The 17472-nt window shown below is 42.2% G+C and carries 16 protein-coding genes, 1 pseudogene and 1 riboswitch; all 17 genes and pseudogenes read left to right on the forward strand.

Features of this window, described 5'->3' with window-relative positions; genetic code table 11:
• Positions 1-32 precede the first annotated feature (32 nt).
• Positions 33-184: riboswitch (M-box (ykoK) riboswitch) on the forward strand.
• Between the two features lie 195 nt (positions 185-379).
• The 17 genes and pseudogenes from mgtA (at position 380) to M1F56_RS00725 (ending at position 17413) form a co-directional block, all read left to right on the forward strand.
• Positions 380-3040, forward strand: coding sequence for a magnesium-translocating P-type ATPase (gene mgtA, locus M1F56_RS00645; RefSeq protein ID WP_247916527.1), 2661 nt, complete (start codon positions 380-382; stop codon positions 3038-3040).
• Between the two features lie 134 nt (positions 3041-3174).
• Positions 3175-3573: a transcriptional regulator Spx gene (gene spx, locus M1F56_RS00650; protein ID WP_000591165.1), complete on the forward strand. Its 399-nt coding sequence runs from the start codon at positions 3175-3177 to the stop codon at positions 3571-3573.
• A gap of 66 nt (positions 3574-3639) precedes the next feature.
• Positions 3640-4209: an SP0191 family lipoprotein gene (locus tag M1F56_RS00655; protein WP_247916528.1), complete on the forward strand. Its 570-nt coding sequence runs from the start codon at positions 3640-3642 to the stop codon at positions 4207-4209.
• Positions 4210-4295: 86 nt separating this feature from the next.
• Entirely contained in the window at positions 4296-4562 is a 267-nt protein-coding gene (locus tag M1F56_RS00660) for an IreB family regulatory phosphoprotein (protein ID WP_000507059.1), read from the forward strand.
• Between the two features lie 3 nt (positions 4563-4565).
• The gene (gene ruvX / locus M1F56_RS00665; protein ID WP_002876031.1) at positions 4566-4985 is read left to right on the forward strand and encodes a Holliday junction resolvase RuvX; all 420 of its coding nucleotides are present in this window, start codon (positions 4566-4568) and stop codon (positions 4983-4985) included.
• Positions 4986-5000: 15 nt separating this feature from the next.
• The gene (locus M1F56_RS00670; RefSeq protein ID WP_000017624.1) at positions 5001-5306 is read left to right on the forward strand and encodes a DUF1292 domain-containing protein; all 306 of its coding nucleotides are present in this window, start codon (positions 5001-5003) and stop codon (positions 5304-5306) included.
• A 206-nt stretch (positions 5307-5512) separates the two neighbouring features.
• Positions 5513-6763, forward strand: a complete 1251-nt coding sequence (locus M1F56_RS00675; protein WP_195215938.1) for a bifunctional folylpolyglutamate synthase/dihydrofolate synthase — start codon at positions 5513-5515, stop codon at positions 6761-6763.
• Between the two features lie 90 nt (positions 6764-6853).
• Positions 6854-7309: pseudogene (locus M1F56_RS00680) on the forward strand (SP_0198 family lipoprotein).
• Between the two features lie 185 nt (positions 7310-7494).
• The gene (locus M1F56_RS00685) at positions 7495-8646 is read left to right on the forward strand and encodes an iron-containing alcohol dehydrogenase (RefSeq protein WP_247916529.1); all 1152 of its coding nucleotides are present in this window, start codon (positions 7495-7497) and stop codon (positions 8644-8646) included.
• A gap of 87 nt (positions 8647-8733) precedes the next feature.
• Entirely contained in the window at positions 8734-10002 is a 1269-nt protein-coding gene (locus tag M1F56_RS00690; RefSeq protein ID WP_247916530.1) for a glycosyltransferase, read from the forward strand.
• Positions 10003-10005: 3 nt separating this feature from the next.
• The gene (locus tag M1F56_RS00695) at positions 10006-10986 is read left to right on the forward strand and encodes an NAD-dependent epimerase/dehydratase family protein (RefSeq protein WP_247916531.1); all 981 of its coding nucleotides are present in this window, start codon (positions 10006-10008) and stop codon (positions 10984-10986) included.
• Complete coding sequence (locus M1F56_RS00700; protein ID WP_247916532.1) at positions 10961-11776, forward strand: MBL fold metallo-hydrolase; 816 nt, start codon at positions 10961-10963, stop codon at positions 11774-11776. Before M1F56_RS00695 ends, M1F56_RS00700 begins: the two co-directional genes overlap by 26 nt.
• Complete coding sequence (locus M1F56_RS00705; RefSeq protein ID WP_247916534.1) at positions 11754-13016, forward strand: F390 synthetase-related protein; 1263 nt, start codon at positions 11754-11756, stop codon at positions 13014-13016. Before M1F56_RS00700 ends, M1F56_RS00705 begins: the two co-directional genes overlap by 23 nt.
• A 14-nt stretch (positions 13017-13030) precedes the next feature.
• Positions 13031-13975, forward strand: coding sequence for a 3-oxoacyl-[acyl-carrier-protein] synthase III C-terminal domain-containing protein (locus M1F56_RS00710; protein WP_247916535.1), 945 nt, complete (start codon positions 13031-13033; stop codon positions 13973-13975).
• A 135-nt stretch (positions 13976-14110) separates the two neighbouring features.
• Positions 14111-15643 (forward strand): cardiolipin synthase, encoded by a 1533-nt coding sequence (gene cls / locus M1F56_RS00715; protein ID WP_247916536.1) that lies wholly within the window; start codon positions 14111-14113, stop codon positions 15641-15643.
• 73 nt (positions 15644-15716) lie between these two features.
• A complete protein-coding gene (locus M1F56_RS00720) occupies positions 15717-15860 on the forward strand; it encodes a hypothetical protein (RefSeq protein WP_009729685.1) in 144 nt (47 codons plus the stop codon).
• 35 nt (positions 15861-15895) lie between these two features.
• Complete coding sequence (locus M1F56_RS00725; RefSeq protein WP_247916538.1) at positions 15896-17413, forward strand: damage-inducible protein CinA; 1518 nt, start codon at positions 15896-15898, stop codon at positions 17411-17413.
• The last annotated feature ends 59 nt before the right edge of the window (positions 17414-17472 follow it).

A 17472-nucleotide genomic window follows, 5' to 3' on the forward strand; every position in this document is an offset into this window, starting at 1 on the left:
TTTTATATTTTAAAGGTTTATACTGATAGACGAAAACGGTAGGTGAGGCTACCATAGGGATACGGATGACTACCGCAAAGCAGTGGAGACACTACTCGTTGGTCAACAGTCCTGGTCGCGAAGGCCAAGACTAAGCTCATTTCATTGCCCTATGGAGTTAAAGCTTGAACGAAAAAACAGATAATTAGTTTTTTAATCCTGCCATTTTATGGCAGGATTTTCTACTGTTTTAGAACAGGGAAAGGAGACAGACGATGCAAATTGACGACCACCCAGAACCGCACATACACAGCCAATCGCTGATTTGTGTCGTTCTGCCCTTATAAAGTGATTGGTCTCTGTGTATGAAACACATCATTCATGCAGATAGGAGAAACCAATGAAAACTACAAAAGAAAGATTAGCAGCAGCTATTCATACACCTTTAAACGAAACTCTATCTTTTTATAAGACAAGTCTGACAGGCTTGACTGAGGAGCAGGTGGAGAAAAATCGTGATCTATATGGCGAAAACACCATCACCAAGGGTCAAGAAGACAGTATCCTTAAAAAGATTTACGAATCTATTATCAATCCATTTACAATCATCCTCCTGGTCATCGCTATGATCTCCATGGTGACCAACGTCTGGTTGGCGAAGCCTGGGCAAGAAGACCCGACGACCTCTATCATCATCGTCGTTCTCGTTCTAATCTCTGGTGGCATACGCTTTGTCCAAGAATTGCGGAGTGACAAGGCTGCGACCAATCTTTCAAAAATGATTGTGAATACAGCTACGGTTATTCGCGAAGGCCAGAATTTAGAGATCGCAATTGAAGATTTGGTCGTTGGAGATATAGTCAAATTGAGTGCTGGGGATATGATTCCAGCAGACCTCCTTTTGATTGAATCACGTGATTTCTTTGTTCAACAGTCTGGCTTGACGGGTGAAAGTGATTCGGTTGAAAAATTGGCTTTGTCAAAAATGAGTCAGTCAAATTTTGATAGTCTGCTAGAAGCAGAAGCGCTCGCCTTTATGGGAACCAACGTGATATCAGGAAGTGCCAAGGCTTTGATTCTAGCAGTTGGTGATGACACCATGATGGGGGAAATAGAGCAGACTCTCAATACTTATGACGAGCCTACCTCTTTCGAACGGGATATGAACAGTATCTCCTGGCTTTTAATCCGTTTGATGTTGGTCATGGTTCCCATCGTATTTCTCTCCAATGGTTTGACAGATGGCGACTGGCTGGAAGCTGGCGTATTTGCTTTGAGCGTGGGTGTCGGGCTTACACCTGAGATGCTTCCCATGATCATCACGGCCAGTCTAGCAAAAGGCTCCATTATCATGGCCAAGGAAAAAGTCGTTATCAAAAAACTCAATGCCATACAAGATCTAGGTGCTATTGATATCCTGTGTACGGATAAAACTGGAACCCTTACCCAAGACGAAATTGTCCTTGAATATCCTTTGGATATACATGGGGATTTGGATTTGTCTGTGTTGAGACGAGCCTATCTCAATTCCTATTTTCAAACCGGTTTGAAAAACTTGATGGACCGTGCCATTATCAGTAGAACTGAAAAAGAAGCTAAAGAACACGCTATTCTACAAAATTTGGATACTAGCTTCCAAAAAATAGATGAATTGCCCTTTGATTTTGAACGTAGACGGATGAGTGTCATCGTCAAGGATGAAAACGAAGTTGTTAGTTTGGTAACCAAGGGTGCCCTAGAGGAAATGCTTGCGATTTCAACCCATGTGGAATATCAAGGTCAGATTAGCCCTCTGACGGATGATATCCGAGTGGAAATCTTAAAAGAAGTGGACCAACTCAATCAACAGGGCTTACGAGTCTTGGGAGTCGCTTATAAAACAGGTCTAAAAGAAGGTTTTGCTTACTCCGTTGAAGATGAAAAGGAAATGATTCTAACAGGATATCTTGCCTTCCTAGATCCACCAAAACCATCTGCAGCCCCTGCTATCCAAGCTTTATTAGAGTATGGTGTTCAAACCAAGATCTTGACGGGGGATAATGAGAAGGTAACCCAAGCAGTATGCGAAAAAGTTGGTTTAGACGTTGATCAAATCTTGTTGGGTTCTGATATTGATGCTATGGCGGACGAAGAGTTAGCACAAGCAGTTGAGAAGGTGACTGTCTTTGCTAAACTCTCTCCGGATCAAAAAGCACGAATCATTTTACAAATCAAATCTAATGGACATTGTGTCGGCTATATGGGAGATGGGATCAATGATGCCCCTTCTATGAAAGTAGCAGATGTAGGGATTTCTGTCGATACAGCAGTAGATATTGCCAAAGAGACAGCTGATGTCATTTTGCTAGATAAAGATTTGATGGTGCTTGAAAAAGGTCTGGTTGAAGGACGAAAAGTCTATGCCAATATGACCAAATATATCAAGATGACGGTCAGCTCTAATTTCGGGAATATTCTGTCACTCTTAGTGTCTGGTATCTTTTTACCTTTCCTTCCTATGGCTCCGATTCACTTGATTGTGTTAAACCTCGTCTACGACCTTTCTTGCATTGCCTTGCCATTTGATAATGTGGATGAAGACTTTTTGAAACATCCTCATAAGTGGGAAGCCAAGTCTATTACTCGCTTTATGATTTGGATGGGTCCGATTTCGTCTGCCTTTGATATTTTGACCTTTATCTTGCTCTATTTTGTCATTGTCCCAATGACGACAGGTCAAGCCTATGTTCACGGAGCAGAGTCTGCAACGGGCTTTATCATCCTGTTCCAGACAGGTTGGTTCATTGAATCCATGTGGTCCCAAACCATGGTCATCCATATGCTTCGTTCAGCAAAACTCCCCTTCTTACAAAGCCGTCCGTCATGGTTGGTTCTTGGGACAACCTTGCTAGCAGCCAGTTTTGTGACCTTCCTTCCCTATTCTGCAATTGCTAACCTGCTTCATTTAACCCCTTTGAAACCAATTTATTTCCTCTTTTTGCTTTTGATAATTATTCTTTATATGATAAGTGTTACAGTTGTGAAACGAATCTATATCAAAAAATTTAGAAGTTGGTTATAAATTAAATTTGTCAAGAAAAAAGTACGAAAATCTCGAAAAAAGTTAAATTTTTTTAAAAATAGGTCGCAAGTCGGATGCTTTTTATGGTATAATAGACTAAACTGATAGTAACATGTAGCGAAAGGGGTAGGTACATGATCAAAATTTATACAGTCTCAAGTTGTACTAGCTGTAAAAAAGCGAAAACCTGGCTCAATGCCCACCAGTTAAGTTATAAAGAACAAAATCTCGGTAAAGAAGGAATTACAAGAGAAGAGTTATTAGATATTCTCACGAAAACAGATAATGGAATTGCCAGTATCGTTTCGTCAAAAAACCGCTACGCTAAGGCACTTGGAGTTGACATCGAGGATTTGAGTGTCAATGAAGTGCTCAACTTAATCATGGAAACACCACGGATCTTAAAGAGTCCGATTCTCGTTGACGAGAAGCGCCTACAAGTCGGCTATAAAGAAGATGATATCCGTGCCTTCTTGCCACGCTCTGTCCGTAATGTAGAAAATGCAGAAGCACGTCTACGTGCAGCTCTATAAAACATCAAGGCTGGGAGTGACTCCTGGCCTTGTTTGCTCTTTTGTTTTGAAATCATGTGAGGAATTATGAAAAAGTTACTAATTGCTAGTTTTGCCCTCCTCTTTTTGCTTGCGGGATGTGGGCAAAAAAAGGAAACCCCTGCTGCTTCTACAACAGCATCTGACCCCATCCAATCAAACCTTCCCGTTTTGGACAATGCCGAAAAGAATACGGTTGTCACCAAGACCCTGTTGATGCCGAAGTCAGAAAATGGAACGCAGCAGATTCAGACTATTACCTATAAAGGCAATCAATTTTTGACCTTGACCATTCAGCAAAAACGACCTGTCGGGGATGAACTCAAGAACTTTATCTCTGAAAATGGCCTAGAGGAGACGCAAAAAGCGCTTCAAGAAGCTGAAGAGAAGGATGAGACCATCCAAGAGGCACGCAAACTAGCAGGATTTACACTGGAAACCAAGCTACTCAGCGAGACCGAAATCCAGACAACAACGACTTATGATTTTCAAGTATTGGATGTCAAAAAGGCATCTCAGATCGAATATTTAAAAAATATCAGTCTTGAAAATCTCTTAAAAAACGAACCTAGCCAATATATTGCAGACAGAGTGGCAAATGGGGCGACAGAACAATAGAAAATCCAAATTAATAGACTGACTTATTTGTAGAACGTCAGGGAATGTGCTATAATAGTACTATTCTAAAGAAAGAGGGTGTTAGAATGGGATTTACTGAAGAAACTGTACGGTTTAAATTGGATGATTCCAATAAGAAAGAAATTAGCGAAACGTTGACAGATGTTTATGCTTCTTTGAATGACAAGGGCTACAATCCGATTAACCAGATCGTCGGTTATGTATTGAGTGGAGACCCTGCCTACGTTCCTCGTTACAACAATGCACGAAATCAAATCCGTAAGTATGAGCGTGATGAAATTGTTGAAGAACTGGTACGCTACTACCTTAAAGGACAAGGAGTCGATCTATAATCTATGAGAATTATGGGATTGGACGTCGGTTCAAAAACAGTAGGGGTGGCTATTAGCGATCCCCTAGGCTTCACCGCTCAGGGACTTGAAATCATCCAAATCAATGAGGATCAAGGCCAGTTTGGTTTTGACCGTATCAAGGAATTGGTTGACAGCTATAAGGTAGAACGCTTTGTAGTAGGTTTGCCAAAAAACATGAACAATACCAGCGGTCCGCGAGTAGAAGCCAGTCAAGCTTACGGAGCAAAATTAGAAGAACTCTTTGGTTTGCCAGTAGACTATCAGGATGAGCGCTTGACGACCGTTGCTGCGGAACGTATGTTGATTGAACAAGCAGATATCAGCCGTAACAAACGCAAGAAAGTTATTGATAAGTTGGCTGCTCAGCTGATTTTGCAAAATTATTTAGATAGAAAATTTTAAGACAGAGGAGAAACTATGTCACACGATCACAACCATGACCACGAAGAACGTGAATTGATTACACTAGTAGATGAGCAAGGAAATGAAACCTTGTTTGAAATTCTTTTGACCATCGATGGGAAAGAAGAATTTGGTAAAAACTATGTTCTGCTAGTGCCAGTTAATGCAGAAGAAGATGAAAATGGTGAAGTTGAAATCCAAGCTTACTCATTCATCGAAAATGAAGACGGAACAGAAGGCGAATTGCAACCAATCCCAGAAGACTCAGAAGACGAATGGAACATGATTGAAGAAGTCTTCAACAGCTTTATGGAAGAGTAAAAATGTCCGGGGGACATTTTTAGTTCTGCGCCAGAAATTAGAAACGCAGGAATGTCCGGGGGACGTTTTTAGCCCACGTTGAAATTCATTGTAGCTAGTGATTAGCTAACCAGGTAAGAGGTTGGGATTTTAGTCCTGACCTCACTTTTTATTTGTAATCATACTTTGATGCGGTAGTTGATTGGACTTTTGTTAAGGAGACATGTATGTTTGAAGTAGAAGAATGGCTTCATAGTCGGATTGGTTTAAACTTTAGATCTGGACTTGGACGAATGCAGCGAGCTGTGGATTTGTTGGGGAATCCTGAGAAGACTTATCCCATTATCCACGTAACAGGGACTAACGGTAAAGGGTCAACTATTGCCTTTATGAGGGAGTTGTTTGTCGTCCATGGTAAAAAAGTTGGTACTTTTACCTCTCCTCATATCATTAGTATCCATGATCGAATCTGTATCAATGGACAACCGATCGCAGATGAAGACTTTATCCGTATAGCTAACCAAGTCAAGGAGATGGAGAAAACTCTCTTAGAAACACATGACCACTTGTCTTTCTTTGAGTTGTTGACCCTGATTGCCTTGCTTTACTTTAAAGAGCAGGAAGTGGATCTGGTTCTTCTAGAAGTGGGGATTGGTGGTTTGCTTGACACGACTAATGTCGTAACAGGCGAGATTGCAGTTATTACTTCGATTGGTCTAGATCATCAGGAGACCTTGGGCGATAGTCTGGAGGAAATAGCAGATCAGAAAGCTGGTATTTTCAAGTCTGGCAAGAAGGCGGTCATTGCTAAGCTTTCTCCAGAAGCAGAGCTTGTCTGCCAAAGTAAAGCGAGAGAGTTAGATGTAGACCTTTATCAAACCGGGCAAGACTTCACCTTAAATGCGGGAGATTTTTCAAGTAAGCTAGCAAGTTTTTCACGGCTTGAAATCAGTTTGGAAGGTGCTTATCAGCAAGAAAATGCCGCCTTGGCTTTACAAACTTTTCTTCTGTTTATGGCATCAGGAGGTGAAAGGGTCGAAGAAGAGCTTGTCAGACAGGCCTTGAAAGAGACCCACTGGGCCGGTCGATTGGAACGGATTCGTCCGCATATCTACCTAGATGGGGCTCACAATCTTCCAGCCTTGACTCGTCTGGTCGAGTTTATCCAAGGGAAAATTCAGCAAGGATACCAGGTTCATGTCCTTTTTGGTGCTCTTAAACGCAAGGATTATCAGGGGATGCTAGGCTATCTAACGGAGCAGTTGCCTCAGGTGGAACTTAAGGTAACAGGCTTTGACTACCAAGGCTCTTTAGAAGAAAGCGATGTTTCTGGTTATAAACTGGTTGACTCTTATCGTGATTTTATCAGCGAATTTGAAGAAAATGCCAATGATCAGGACCTGCTTTTCGTGACGGGCTCCCTCTACTTTATCTCGGAAGTGCGAGCAAGTTTGGTAGGAAGCGATGAGATTAGTTGACCTTCTAGGTTTAGGTTGCTATACTGTAGCTAGGAGGTATATCTGGAAACGATTCCAGCAAAACATTGGCACAAAAGAAAGGAAATCGCTATGAAAACGAGAACATTCACACTTTCTATTGCTTCTTTAGCAATTCTTAGTCTTTTAGCAGCTTGTGGACCTAAGGCACAAGCCTCTACCCAGCAATCTGCTCAGTAATCATCTACTTAACAAGAATCATCTTCTAGCACTGTTACAAGTGCTAGTCAACCACAGGCATCCTCAAGTCAGGACACTACTGTAGCTCAACCTACGAACATCGATGGTACCTATACTGGAAAAGATGAGAATGACCAAATCACTCTTGTTGTAACAGGTAAAACTGGTAGATGGACTGAGGTCGAGCCAGATGGAGATAAGGAAATCCAGCAAGTCACCTTTGAGCCAGAAAATCAACGTGTCATTATCGGTGATGATGTCAAAATTTATACGGTTAATGGTAATCAAATGATTATCGATGATATGGACCGTGAGGCATCTGACCGAGTCGTCCTAACTAAGCAATAATCATTAAGTTAAAGTTCCAATGAGATGAAATTCGTCTTATTGGAGCTTTTTTGTTTTAAAATGTGACCAATGGTTCTTTACTGATTTTTTACTTAAAACGCTTACAAAAATTTGTAATACTTGTACTAAGGTCGTATACTTAAGGTAAATAATCAAATAGCGCAGAGGCGCAGGAGGAAACGCATATGGCCACATTTTACGTTCCGGCAGTTAACCTTATTGGTAAAGGTGTTGTAAATGAAGTAGGTCCGTATATCAAGGAACTGGGGTATAAAAAGGCTCTTTTGGTGACAGACAAGTTCATCGAAGGTAGTGATATTTTACCCAAAGTCCTAAAACCGTTAGATGCTGAAGGGATCGAATATGTGATCTTTAGCGATGTGGAGCCAAATCCGACTTGCAAGAACGTCACAGACGGAGTGGCTGCTTTGAAAGAGCATGATTGTGACTTCATCATCAGTCTTGGAGGAGGATCTCCTCAGGATGCAGCTAGCTGTATCTCTATCATCGCTACAAATGGTGGAAAACCACAAGACTACGAAGGTCTCCACAAGTCTGCTAAAAAAGGCTTGCCAGTGGTTGCCATCAATACAACAGCTGGAACTTCTGCAGAAATTACGATTAACTATGTTATTACTGACGAAGAACGCAAGGTCAAGATGGTAATGGTTGATAAGAATAGCCTCGCTCTAATCTCTGTCAATGATCCAGAACTCATGCTTTCAAAACCGAAAGGATTGACAGCCGCGACAGGTATGGATGCTCTTACCCACGCTGTCGAAGCCTTGGTAACACCAGGTGCTTATAATGTGACCAAGAAACTCTCTATCGGAGCAATCGAGCTCATCAAAGAATACCTCCCTCGTGCTGTAGCTAATGGACAAGATATCGAAGCGCGTGAGGCTATGGTCAATGCCATCTTCCTCGGAGGTATGAGCTTTAACAACGCTGGTCTGGGCTATGTTCATTCTATGGCTCACCAACTCGGTGCGGTATATAACTTGCCACATGGTGTCTGCTGTGCCATGCTTCTTCCAGTTGTAGAGCGTGAAAATGCCAAGCGTGTACCAGAAGCTTTTCGCAATGTGGCCAAGGCCTTGGGACTCCATGTTGAAGGGAAAACAGACCAAGAATGTGCTGACTATGCTATTGCTGAAATTGAGAAACTGTCTGAAACAGTAGGTATTCCGAAGAAACTAACTGAACTCGGTATCCAAGAAAAAGACTTTGACTTTGACTACCTTTCTAAGAATGCTTTGATCGATGCCTGTGCACCTGGAAATCCATTTATGCCAACCTTAGAAGAAACTATTGCACTATACAAAGAACTCTTCTGATTCATAAAGTGAAAAAGAAGCTAAATAATGCTGGAAAGAACTATCATTTTGGTAGTTCTTTTTTTAAAAATTTGCTATCCTAGACATATGAGAAAAATCAAAATTGATGTGGTTGTAGTGCCCTTAAGTGGGCATCTATTCCCGACCCTGAATTTACTCGCACCCTTGTTGAAGGATCCCTTGTATGAGATTCGATTATTTACAGGACCGCAACGAAAAGCTGTCGCAGAGGAGATGGGCTTCCGGGTGATTCCCATTTTAGAAAATTGTGTAGATGAGTTTGAGCGTGTAGCCAACAATGAAGGGCAGTTAAACCTTATTTCTGCTTATCGACAGTTGTCAGCTAGTCTTGATTTGATCAATGTGGTTTCAGATCAATTAGTGCAAGAGTGGCAGGAAAATAGACCGGATATTGTGATTGCGGACTTTATAACCCTCTCTGGAGGACTTGTAGCGGAACAGTTGAATATTCCCTGGATTACCACAATGGCGACACAGTTTGCCATTGAAACGACAGATGGACCGCCTTGTTTCTTTGGAGGAATGGGCAGTCCAAAAACATCTTTCCAATCTGGTCTGCAATGGCTAGGAAGAAAAGGGACTCGTTTAGGGAAACGAATCGTAAGCTTTTTATTGAGAGAACGATTGAAACGTTACGATTTTAGGCTCTACAATAAGAAAGGTCAGGAAACCATCTATTCGCCCTATTCCATCTTGGGAATTGGGATGAAAGAGTTGGAGCTGAAAAGTGGTTTTCCAGAGCACTACCTTTGGGTGGGACCTTTTGGGTCTTCGATTGAGAGGGCAGAAAATTATCCCCTCGATTTGTCTCCTTATGCAGATTATAAGAAGGTCCTTGTCTCCTGTGGCACTCAGCTAGCATGGGCCAAAGACAATCTCCTCTATCAGACACAACAATTGGCAGAAGCACATCCAGATTGCCACTTCTTTGTGACTCTGGGGTTTGGCGGACAAGACTTCCAATGTGAAGAGCTCATGGACAATGTTTCTGTGGTATCCTATCTTCCCTATAAGGAGTACATTCCTCAGATGGATTATGTGATTCATCATGGTGGTGCGGGTATTTTTTACCAGTGTATCATCTATGGTAAGCCTGCCTTGATTCTCCCCCATGACTATGATCAGTATGACTATGCAGTTCGTGGATTAGAGGCAGGGATTGCCCTGACTACTAAACGAGAGGATACGGAAGCGATTGGACGCGCTTTTGATGAGTTGTTGGCTAGAGATGACTGGCCAGACTTGAACCAACTTAGTCGTGCAGCTCAAATCTATCAGCCAACAGAGATTCTGAAGAGCGAAATACATCGGCTCTTAGGGGACAAGGAGAAGTAAAAAATGAAGAAAGTATTGGTAACAGGTGCTACGGGCTTTCTAGGCAAGTATGTTGTTGAAGAGCTCAGTCAGCAGGGCTATCAGGTACGCGCTTTTGGACGCAATCCCAAGGCAGGTCAGTCTTTGGAAAATTCCTTAGTAACATTTTTTCAGGGAGATTTGACCAAGCAAGAGGATTTGGCTCAGGCTTGTCAGGGGATGGACATGGTTGTGCATGCGGGTGCTCTTTCTACCGTTTGGGGTCCTTGGGAGGATTTCTACCAGACAAATGTCTTGGGAACCAAGTATGTTCTGGATGCTTGTCGAGAGGCCGGTATTCAGCGTTTAGTTTATGTATCATCGCCGAGCATCTATGCTGCGCCTAGAGATCAGATAGCCATCAAAGAATGCGATGCTCCGCAAGAAAACAAGCTTAACAACTATATCCGTAGTAAACTAGCTTCGGAGAAGCTCTTTAAAGACTATCCGGATGTACCTAGCATCATCTTACGCCCCCGTGGGCTTTTTGGGATTGGGGATACCAGTATTTTACCCCGAGTTCTCAAACTCAGTCAGAAGATTGGCATTCCCTTGATAGGGGACGGTCGTCAGCTCATGGATATGACCTGTGTGGAAAATGTTGCTCTGGCCATTCGTTTGGCTCTAGAGGCCTCTCAAGCTAGTGGCCAAGTCTATAATATTACCAACGGGGAACCAAGAGCCTTTAAGGATCTGATAGAAGAAACCTTGAGAGGACTTGACTATCCGATAACATACAGAAAAGTGCCGGCTCCCCTTCTTTCAGCTATTGCGAGTACGCTAGAGTTTATTTACAAGATCTTGTATCTCAAAGGAGAACCGGTTCTGACACGCTACACCTATTACTTGCTGAGGTATAGCCAGACGCTGGACATCAGCAAGGCGGAGCGAGACTTGGGTTATCGCCCTCGAATCAGTATTTCAGAAGGGATTGACCAATATGTCCAAGATTATAGAAAGCATTGATTATTTCCCGGCCGGCTACTGTACCAGCTATGCGGGTTTACTGTTTAAGGGAGTCAAGAATAAAAAGATGACCTTTCCAGCGGGAGTATTTCTGATCAAGCATAGAGATAAGGGGTATCTGCTCTATGACACAGGCTATCATTACGATATTAAGACCCGGCTTCGCTATGGTTTCTATCGGCTAGGAACGCCTGTTCAGATGACGGAAAAGGATCAGATTTCATACTTATTGAAGGCAAAAGGAATTAGACCAGAAGAGATTACCTATGTCATGTTGTCTCATCTCCATCCAGACCATTTAGGAGGGGCTAGTTTTTTCCCGAACGCTCAATTTATCCTGACTCAAGAGGTTTTTGAAGTTTATCAGAAACCCAAGCTTAAGGATTTGGTCTTTAAAGAGTTTTTACCAGCTGATTTTGAGAAAAGACTGACCGTTATCAAGGCAAATCAGCGCTATTCAAATTTTCCCTATGGTCCAATTTGTGACCTTTTTGGAGATGGCAGTATCCTAGTAGCATCAGTAGATGGACATGCCAAGGGGCAAGCCTGTCTCTTTATTCCTGATCATGAGCTTCTCATTGCAGCAGACCTCTGTTGGGGAATTGACCTTCTGCCTTACACCAAGCAGATGCACCTGCTTCCTTCCCTGGTGCAGGACAACAAGAAAGCCTATATCAAGGGGGCAGAGTTCTTAGAAAATGTTCTAAGAGATGGTATCGAGGTACTGGTCAGCCATGACCCTGTAGAAAGGATTGAGCGGATTTTGTATGAAAAAAATAACCTTTCTTAAAACTTTTATCCAAACTCGTTGGCTTCATAATTTTAAGTCTCGAGAAGCCTTAGAAAACTATCAGAAAAAGCAATTATCTGCTTATATGGATTTTTTGAAGCGAGAGTCACCTTATTTTAAAAATGGGATACCAGCCGACTTTAATCATATGGACAAGGCTTTTATGATGAGTCATTTCAATGAACTCAACACTCAAGGAGTGGATCGTGATGAAGACTTATCCTTAGCTATTGAAAGTGAGAAAACCCGTGATTTCAGTGAACTTAAAGGCGAAGTAGCAGTCGGTCTGTCTTCAGGGACATCTGGACATCGGGGCCTCTTTATCACGACCGAGAAAGAGCGAAGTATGTGGGCAGCGGCTATCTTAGCCAAGATGTTGCCAAAGGGTCAGCTTTTTGGACATCGTATCGCCTTTTTCCTAAGAGCTGATAATGAACTCTATCAGACTATTAATACAGCGCTCATTCGTTTAGAGTATTTTGATATTTTCAAACATACAGATGAGCATATCGAGCGTCTCAATAGCTACCAACCGACGATTATTGTGGCGCCAGCCTCTATGTTGATTGAATTGAGCAAGCGTCTCAAGGCTGGACAGTTAGCCATCCATCCACAAAAAATCGTTTCGGTGGCAGAAATCTTAGAAGATAGTGATAGGGAACGGATCGCTGAAGCCTTTTCTCTATCCATTATTGACCAAGTTTATCAGGCAACAGAAGGTTTCCTAGCCTGTACTTGCTCAGCTGGCAATCTGCATCTCAACGAAGACATTATCTTTGTGGAAAAGCAGTATCTGGATGACCGCCGTTTTTATCCAATCATTACGGACTTTAAACGAAGCAGTCAGCCTGTTTATCGCTACCAGCTCAATGATATCTTGGTTGAAAATCCGGAGCCTTGTCCCTGTGGCTCCTGCTATACACGGATTGACAAGGTCGAAGGACGCTCTGACGACATCTTCTATTTCGATGGACTGGATGGGGGTCAAGTGACCATCTATCCAGACTTTATCAGACGGTGCATCCTCTTTGTGGAGAATGTAGGGGATTACCAAGTCAAGCAACATTCTGAGAAGTTAGTGGAAGTTTGCCTAAGTGAACGAGATGAGGCAGTGGAAGCATCTATTCTAGCACAGTTTCAACTCCTGGCCCAGCAAAAGCAGTTTATAGTTCCCGAAATCCAATTTTCAGATTATCACTGGGATACTAGCCGTAAACTCAAACGTATCCAACGTTTATGAAAGGAAGAAAGACAATGACAGAAGTAAAAAGACATGTGGAAATCGCAGGTTATGGCATTTGCCTTCCAAAGCATACCGTCCAATTCAAAGACCAGACCCGTTATCGTGTAGTTGAAAATGAAGAAACACAACTTGACTTGGCAGAGGGGGCTATCCACCGTGCACTTGAACATGCAAATTTGGATATTAAAGATATCGATTGCCTTGTATCAGCTAGTGCAGTTGGTGTTCAGCCTATTCCTTGTACGGCTGCCTTGATTCATGAGCGTGTTGCAAAAGGACTCTCTATTCCAGCTATGGATATCAATACGACCTGTACCAGCTTTATTTCTGCCCTATCGACCATGTCCCACTTGATTGAGGCGGGTGAATACAATCGTGTCTTGATTGTATCCAGTGAGGTTGGAAGTTTAGGGCTCAATCAGAATCAAAAAGAAAGTTTTGAACTCTTTAGTGATGGGGCGGCAGCCTTTATTTTCCAAAAAAGCCATCAGGAAAAAGGGGTCATCGCTAGTCTCCAACGTACTTGGTCAGAAGGGGCTCACGATACGGAGATTCGTGGAGGTCTGACTTCTTTTCAACCAAAAGAGTACTCTGAAGCGACGAAGACCAACTATATGTTTGATATGAAGGGAAAGAAAATCCTCCTCTTGTCAGCTCGTAAAATCCCAGTCATGTTTGAAGAGTTTCAAGAAAAGACCCAGCTAGTCTTGGGAGATGTGGACTATATCATTCCTCATCAAGCTAGTCGCGCCCTTCCTTTGGTTATGGAAAAGCTAGGTGTAACTGAGAATCAATACCTCAATCTCGTCACGGACTATGGAAATATGGTGTCAGTCTCTGTGCCATTTGGCTTGGCCTATTCATTGGACCATGGATTGGTTAAAGAAGGAGATATCGTCTACCTTATGGGGACTGCAGCTGGTATGACGGTCAATATGTTGGCTCTGAAATTGTAATAATCATCTAAAAATGGAAGGCTTGGAACTTGAGCAAAGGTAAAAGGTTGCCATCTACCCCTGAACTGAGGTATACTAGTAGAAAGATTAGTTTATCAAGCGGCGAGGGAGAATGTTAGAAAAGGAAGGGGATGTATGACAGCTAGAAAAATGCAGCTACTCATGTCCAAGTATGGCTTTAGTATTACCATCATGTTGGCAGAGTTGTTTATCGTCTTTGGTTTATTTCTCTATCTAGGGCGGATGGCTCCGATTGTCTGGATTATCCTAGTCATTTTAGTGAGCTTAGCGACCATTGTATCGATTGTGAATAGATCTATGAATCCTGAGAGTAAGGTAACATGGTTGTTAGTAGCCTTTGTGCCAGTTTTTGGCCCTTTGCTCTATATCATGTTTGGAGAGCGCCGTTTATCTAAAAAAGAATTGAAGCAGCTAAAGCAGCTCCAATCAATGATTTACCGAGAGGACAATAGCAGAGCTCTCCGTTTGGAGTTAAAAGAACAAGACAAGTCGGCTTACGGGGTTATCAAATCTCTCCTCAGTATGGACACGAATGCAGATGTCTATAATCGAACGGATACCCAATTTTTTGCATCTGGTAAAAGCATGTGGCATCAGATGCTAGAGGATCTCAAGAAAGCAGAGAAGTTTATCTTTCTCGAATACTATATCATCGAAGAAGGTTTGATGTGGAATAGTATTTTGGAGATTTTGGAAGAAAAGGCAGCTCAAGGAGTAGAGGTGAAGCTCCTCTATGATGATATTGGTTGTATGGCCACCTTGCCTGGAGATTACACCATCCACCTTCGTGGTCGAGGAATTGAGGCCCATAAATTTAATAAGGTGATTCCGCGCTTAACCGTCGCCTATAACAACCGTGACCACCGTAAAATCATGGTTATTGATGGTCAAATTGCCTATACAGGTGGTGTCAATCTGGCAGATGAGTATATCAACCATATCGAACGCTTTGGTTATTGGAAAGATAGCGGTATTCGCCTAGATGGATCAGCGGTCAAGGCTTTTACTAGACTCTTTTTATCAACCTGGTATATCAACCGTGGGAAAATTAGCGACTTTGACCAATACCATCTCGAAAATCAACCAAAAGATGGGATGGGGCTCTGTATTCCCTACAGTAGCGGTCCCAAACCAATATACCGAGCCCAGGTTGGAAAAACGGTCTATCAAAATCTTATCAATCAAGCTACAGATTACGTCTACATCACGACTCCCTATCTGATCGCCGACTACGATCTAACTGAAAGTATCAAAAATGCAGCTCTGAGAGGGGTAGATGTGCGAATTGTGACGCCGTGTATCCCAGATAAGAAGGTTATTCAGTTAGTTACTCGAGGAGCCTACCCAGACTTGCTATCTGCGGGGGTTCGTATTTATGAGTATAGCCCGGGATTCCTTCATAGCAAGCAAATGCTTGTTGATGGAGAGGCGGCTACTGTGGGAACCATCAATTTTGACTATCGGAGTTTGCTTCACCACTATGAAAATGCCGTCTTGCTTTATAGAACGCAGTCCATCATCGATATTGAAAGGGACTTTGAAGAGATTTTTAAAGTTTCTCAAGAAATTTATCCCCACACCATCAAAACAAGCTGGTATCAAAGCCTGATCAAGGAAATTGTCCAGTTGTTTGCACCTATGCTCTAACTATCCATCAAGATCTAGCCCAAGGCTGGATCTTTTTTGTCTTCTTACGAATAGATAGGTAAAGGAGAAAAACATGCTTAATCTAGAAGATGACGATTTCATTAGAGAGTATAGAGACAGTCGATTCCACCGTTTTCGTGAAATCGAACGCTTTGCGATATTGGATAAGAAATTCAGCAAATATCAATCCCAAGCTGACATTCCTGTAAGATTTTGATATACTAAAACAGATAAACTTAGAGGAGAAATTGAATGAATGTATATGGGAAAATAGATGAGAAACAAGAAGAATCTCATTACCAAGACTGGTCCGTTCCAGAAAAGCGAGAAGGAGCTCCGATTCCCTTTTTTAGTATCTTGCTTTGGAGTTTAGTGGCTACAGCTATTTCTGTGGTTATCCCCCTTATTTTTGGTTTAGTAAGTCCGCGACAAACTCAGGATCTTTATACCGGTTGGGCTTTGCATCAAAATGGTCAAATGTATACAGATTATTTTGGGACGGAGGGATTGCTCTATTACCTGCTTACCTATCTTTCACAAGGCAGTATTCTGATTGCTTTGGTTGAGTGGTTGGCCTTGTTTGGAGCAGGCGTTTTTCTTTTTAAATCTGCGGATAGTCTTACAGACCGTGTAGAAGAAGCCAAGCAGCTTGTGTTTGTGTTTAATTTGTTGGTAGCAGGTCTCGCTTTTGGTGGTGGCTATGCTCTCTTGCTAGCCTTGCCTTTCCTATTTTATTCACTTAGCATTGTTACGAACTACCTAGCTTATCCAAACGGTGACAAAGGATTTTTACGTGTTGGTATGAGCCTTGCTCTCGCTTTCTTCCTTGCGCCAATCCCAACAGCCTTATTTGCAGCTACACTAGCCTTGGGAATTATCGGCTTTAACTTAGGCAAAGGTCACTTTGTTCATGGTTTATATCAATTTTTTGCGTCAGCCTTAGGGTTCTCACTCTTATTCTATCCTTTGGGCTACTATACAGTATTAACAGGTAGTTTTGGGGATGCCATTAGCCAGACCTTGTATCCAGTAAATACTCTTAGCTTCTTTTCAAATGCGCATTTGCTTGAAAATGCAGCCTTCTACGGCTTACTTGCTATTGGGCTAGGTTCCCTGAGTTTGCTCTTTTCTGGTTTGTTCCAGTTAAAATCAGCTAAGCAATATTCCCTATCGATTGCTGCTAGTTTGGGCTTATTGCTTTCTTTGGGGCTCTTGATTTTTTCCAAAGAACCCATCAACGGTACTCATCTTGTGGTACTAATTCCTTTCTTGGTCTTGCTCCTTCTGACAGGAATCAAGGAAGATGTTTCGGATGGAGGCAGTCGTCGTAGAAGAAGACGTGAGAAACAAACTTCTTTCCTTAAAGGAAATTTCTATCTACCACTGATTGCCCTTGCCTATCTTATTGTTCTTCCTATCGTGAGTCGCTACCTTTCGCATCCAGCGACTTATCAGGAGAGAGAACGTCTTGCTAGCATGGTAAAACAGCAAACGAGTTCTGAGGATCGTGTCTATGCTTGGGATGATCGTCCTGATTTCTACCGTGCAAGTGAACGCTTGGCGCCGACTTCTCTATCAACTCCAACACTCTATACTGCAAGCGACGAAAATAAAACCAAACTGATGAATGATCTGAAAGAGAATCAACCGAAGATGATTGTGGTCAATCAAAAAGTTGCCTTGTGGTCAGATGTAGAGAGCTGGCTCAGTGAAAACTATGAGCTTGTTCAGACAGATACTAGCGAGTTTAAGCTTTATAAATTCAAATAACAAAAATCAATATCTTGTGGAATTTTAAAAATTTTAGGATTTTTAACACAAGATATTGA

Origin of the sequence: Streptococcus oralis, assembly GCF_023109005.1 — a bacterium.
GTDB classification, from domain to species: domain Bacteria; phylum Bacillota; class Bacilli; order Lactobacillales; family Streptococcaceae; genus Streptococcus; species Streptococcus oralis_BU.

Excerpts from the sequence above, each read along its gene's own strand:
- mgtA (WP_247916527.1), top strand. The coding sequence starts at position 380 with ATGAAAACTACAAAAGAAAGATTAGCAGCAGCTATTCATACACCTTTA.
- spx (WP_000591165.1), top strand. The coding sequence starts at position 3,175 with ATGATCAAAATTTATACAGTCTCAAGTTGTACTAGCTGTAAAAAAGCG.
- M1F56_RS00655 (WP_247916528.1), top strand. The coding sequence starts at position 3,640 with ATGAAAAAGTTACTAATTGCTAGTTTTGCCCTCCTCTTTTTGCTTGCG.
- M1F56_RS00660 (WP_000507059.1), top strand. The coding sequence starts at position 4,296 with ATGGGATTTACTGAAGAAACTGTACGGTTTAAATTGGATGATTCCAAT.
- ruvX (WP_002876031.1), top strand. The coding sequence starts at position 4,566 with ATGAGAATTATGGGATTGGACGTCGGTTCAAAAACAGTAGGGGTGGCT.
- M1F56_RS00670 (WP_000017624.1), top strand. The coding sequence starts at position 5,001 with ATGTCACACGATCACAACCATGACCACGAAGAACGTGAATTGATTACA.
- M1F56_RS00675 (WP_195215938.1), top strand. The coding sequence starts at position 5,513 with ATGTTTGAAGTAGAAGAATGGCTTCATAGTCGGATTGGTTTAAACTTT.
- M1F56_RS00685 (WP_247916529.1), top strand. The coding sequence starts at position 7,495 with ATGGCCACATTTTACGTTCCGGCAGTTAACCTTATTGGTAAAGGTGTT.
- M1F56_RS00690 (WP_247916530.1), top strand. The coding sequence starts at position 8,734 with ATGAGAAAAATCAAAATTGATGTGGTTGTAGTGCCCTTAAGTGGGCAT.
- M1F56_RS00695 (WP_247916531.1), top strand. The coding sequence starts at position 10,006 with ATGAAGAAAGTATTGGTAACAGGTGCTACGGGCTTTCTAGGCAAGTAT.
- M1F56_RS00700 (WP_247916532.1), top strand. The coding sequence starts at position 10,961 with ATGTCCAAGATTATAGAAAGCATTGATTATTTCCCGGCCGGCTACTGT.
- M1F56_RS00705 (WP_247916534.1), top strand. The coding sequence starts at position 11,754 with ATGAAAAAAATAACCTTTCTTAAAACTTTTATCCAAACTCGTTGGCTT.
- M1F56_RS00710 (WP_247916535.1), top strand. The coding sequence starts at position 13,031 with ATGACAGAAGTAAAAAGACATGTGGAAATCGCAGGTTATGGCATTTGC.
- cls (WP_247916536.1), top strand. The coding sequence starts at position 14,111 with ATGACAGCTAGAAAAATGCAGCTACTCATGTCCAAGTATGGCTTTAGT.
- M1F56_RS00720 (WP_009729685.1), top strand. The coding sequence starts at position 15,717 with ATGCTTAATCTAGAAGATGACGATTTCATTAGAGAGTATAGAGACAGT.
- M1F56_RS00725 (WP_247916538.1), top strand. The coding sequence starts at position 15,896 with ATGAATGTATATGGGAAAATAGATGAGAAACAAGAAGAATCTCATTAC.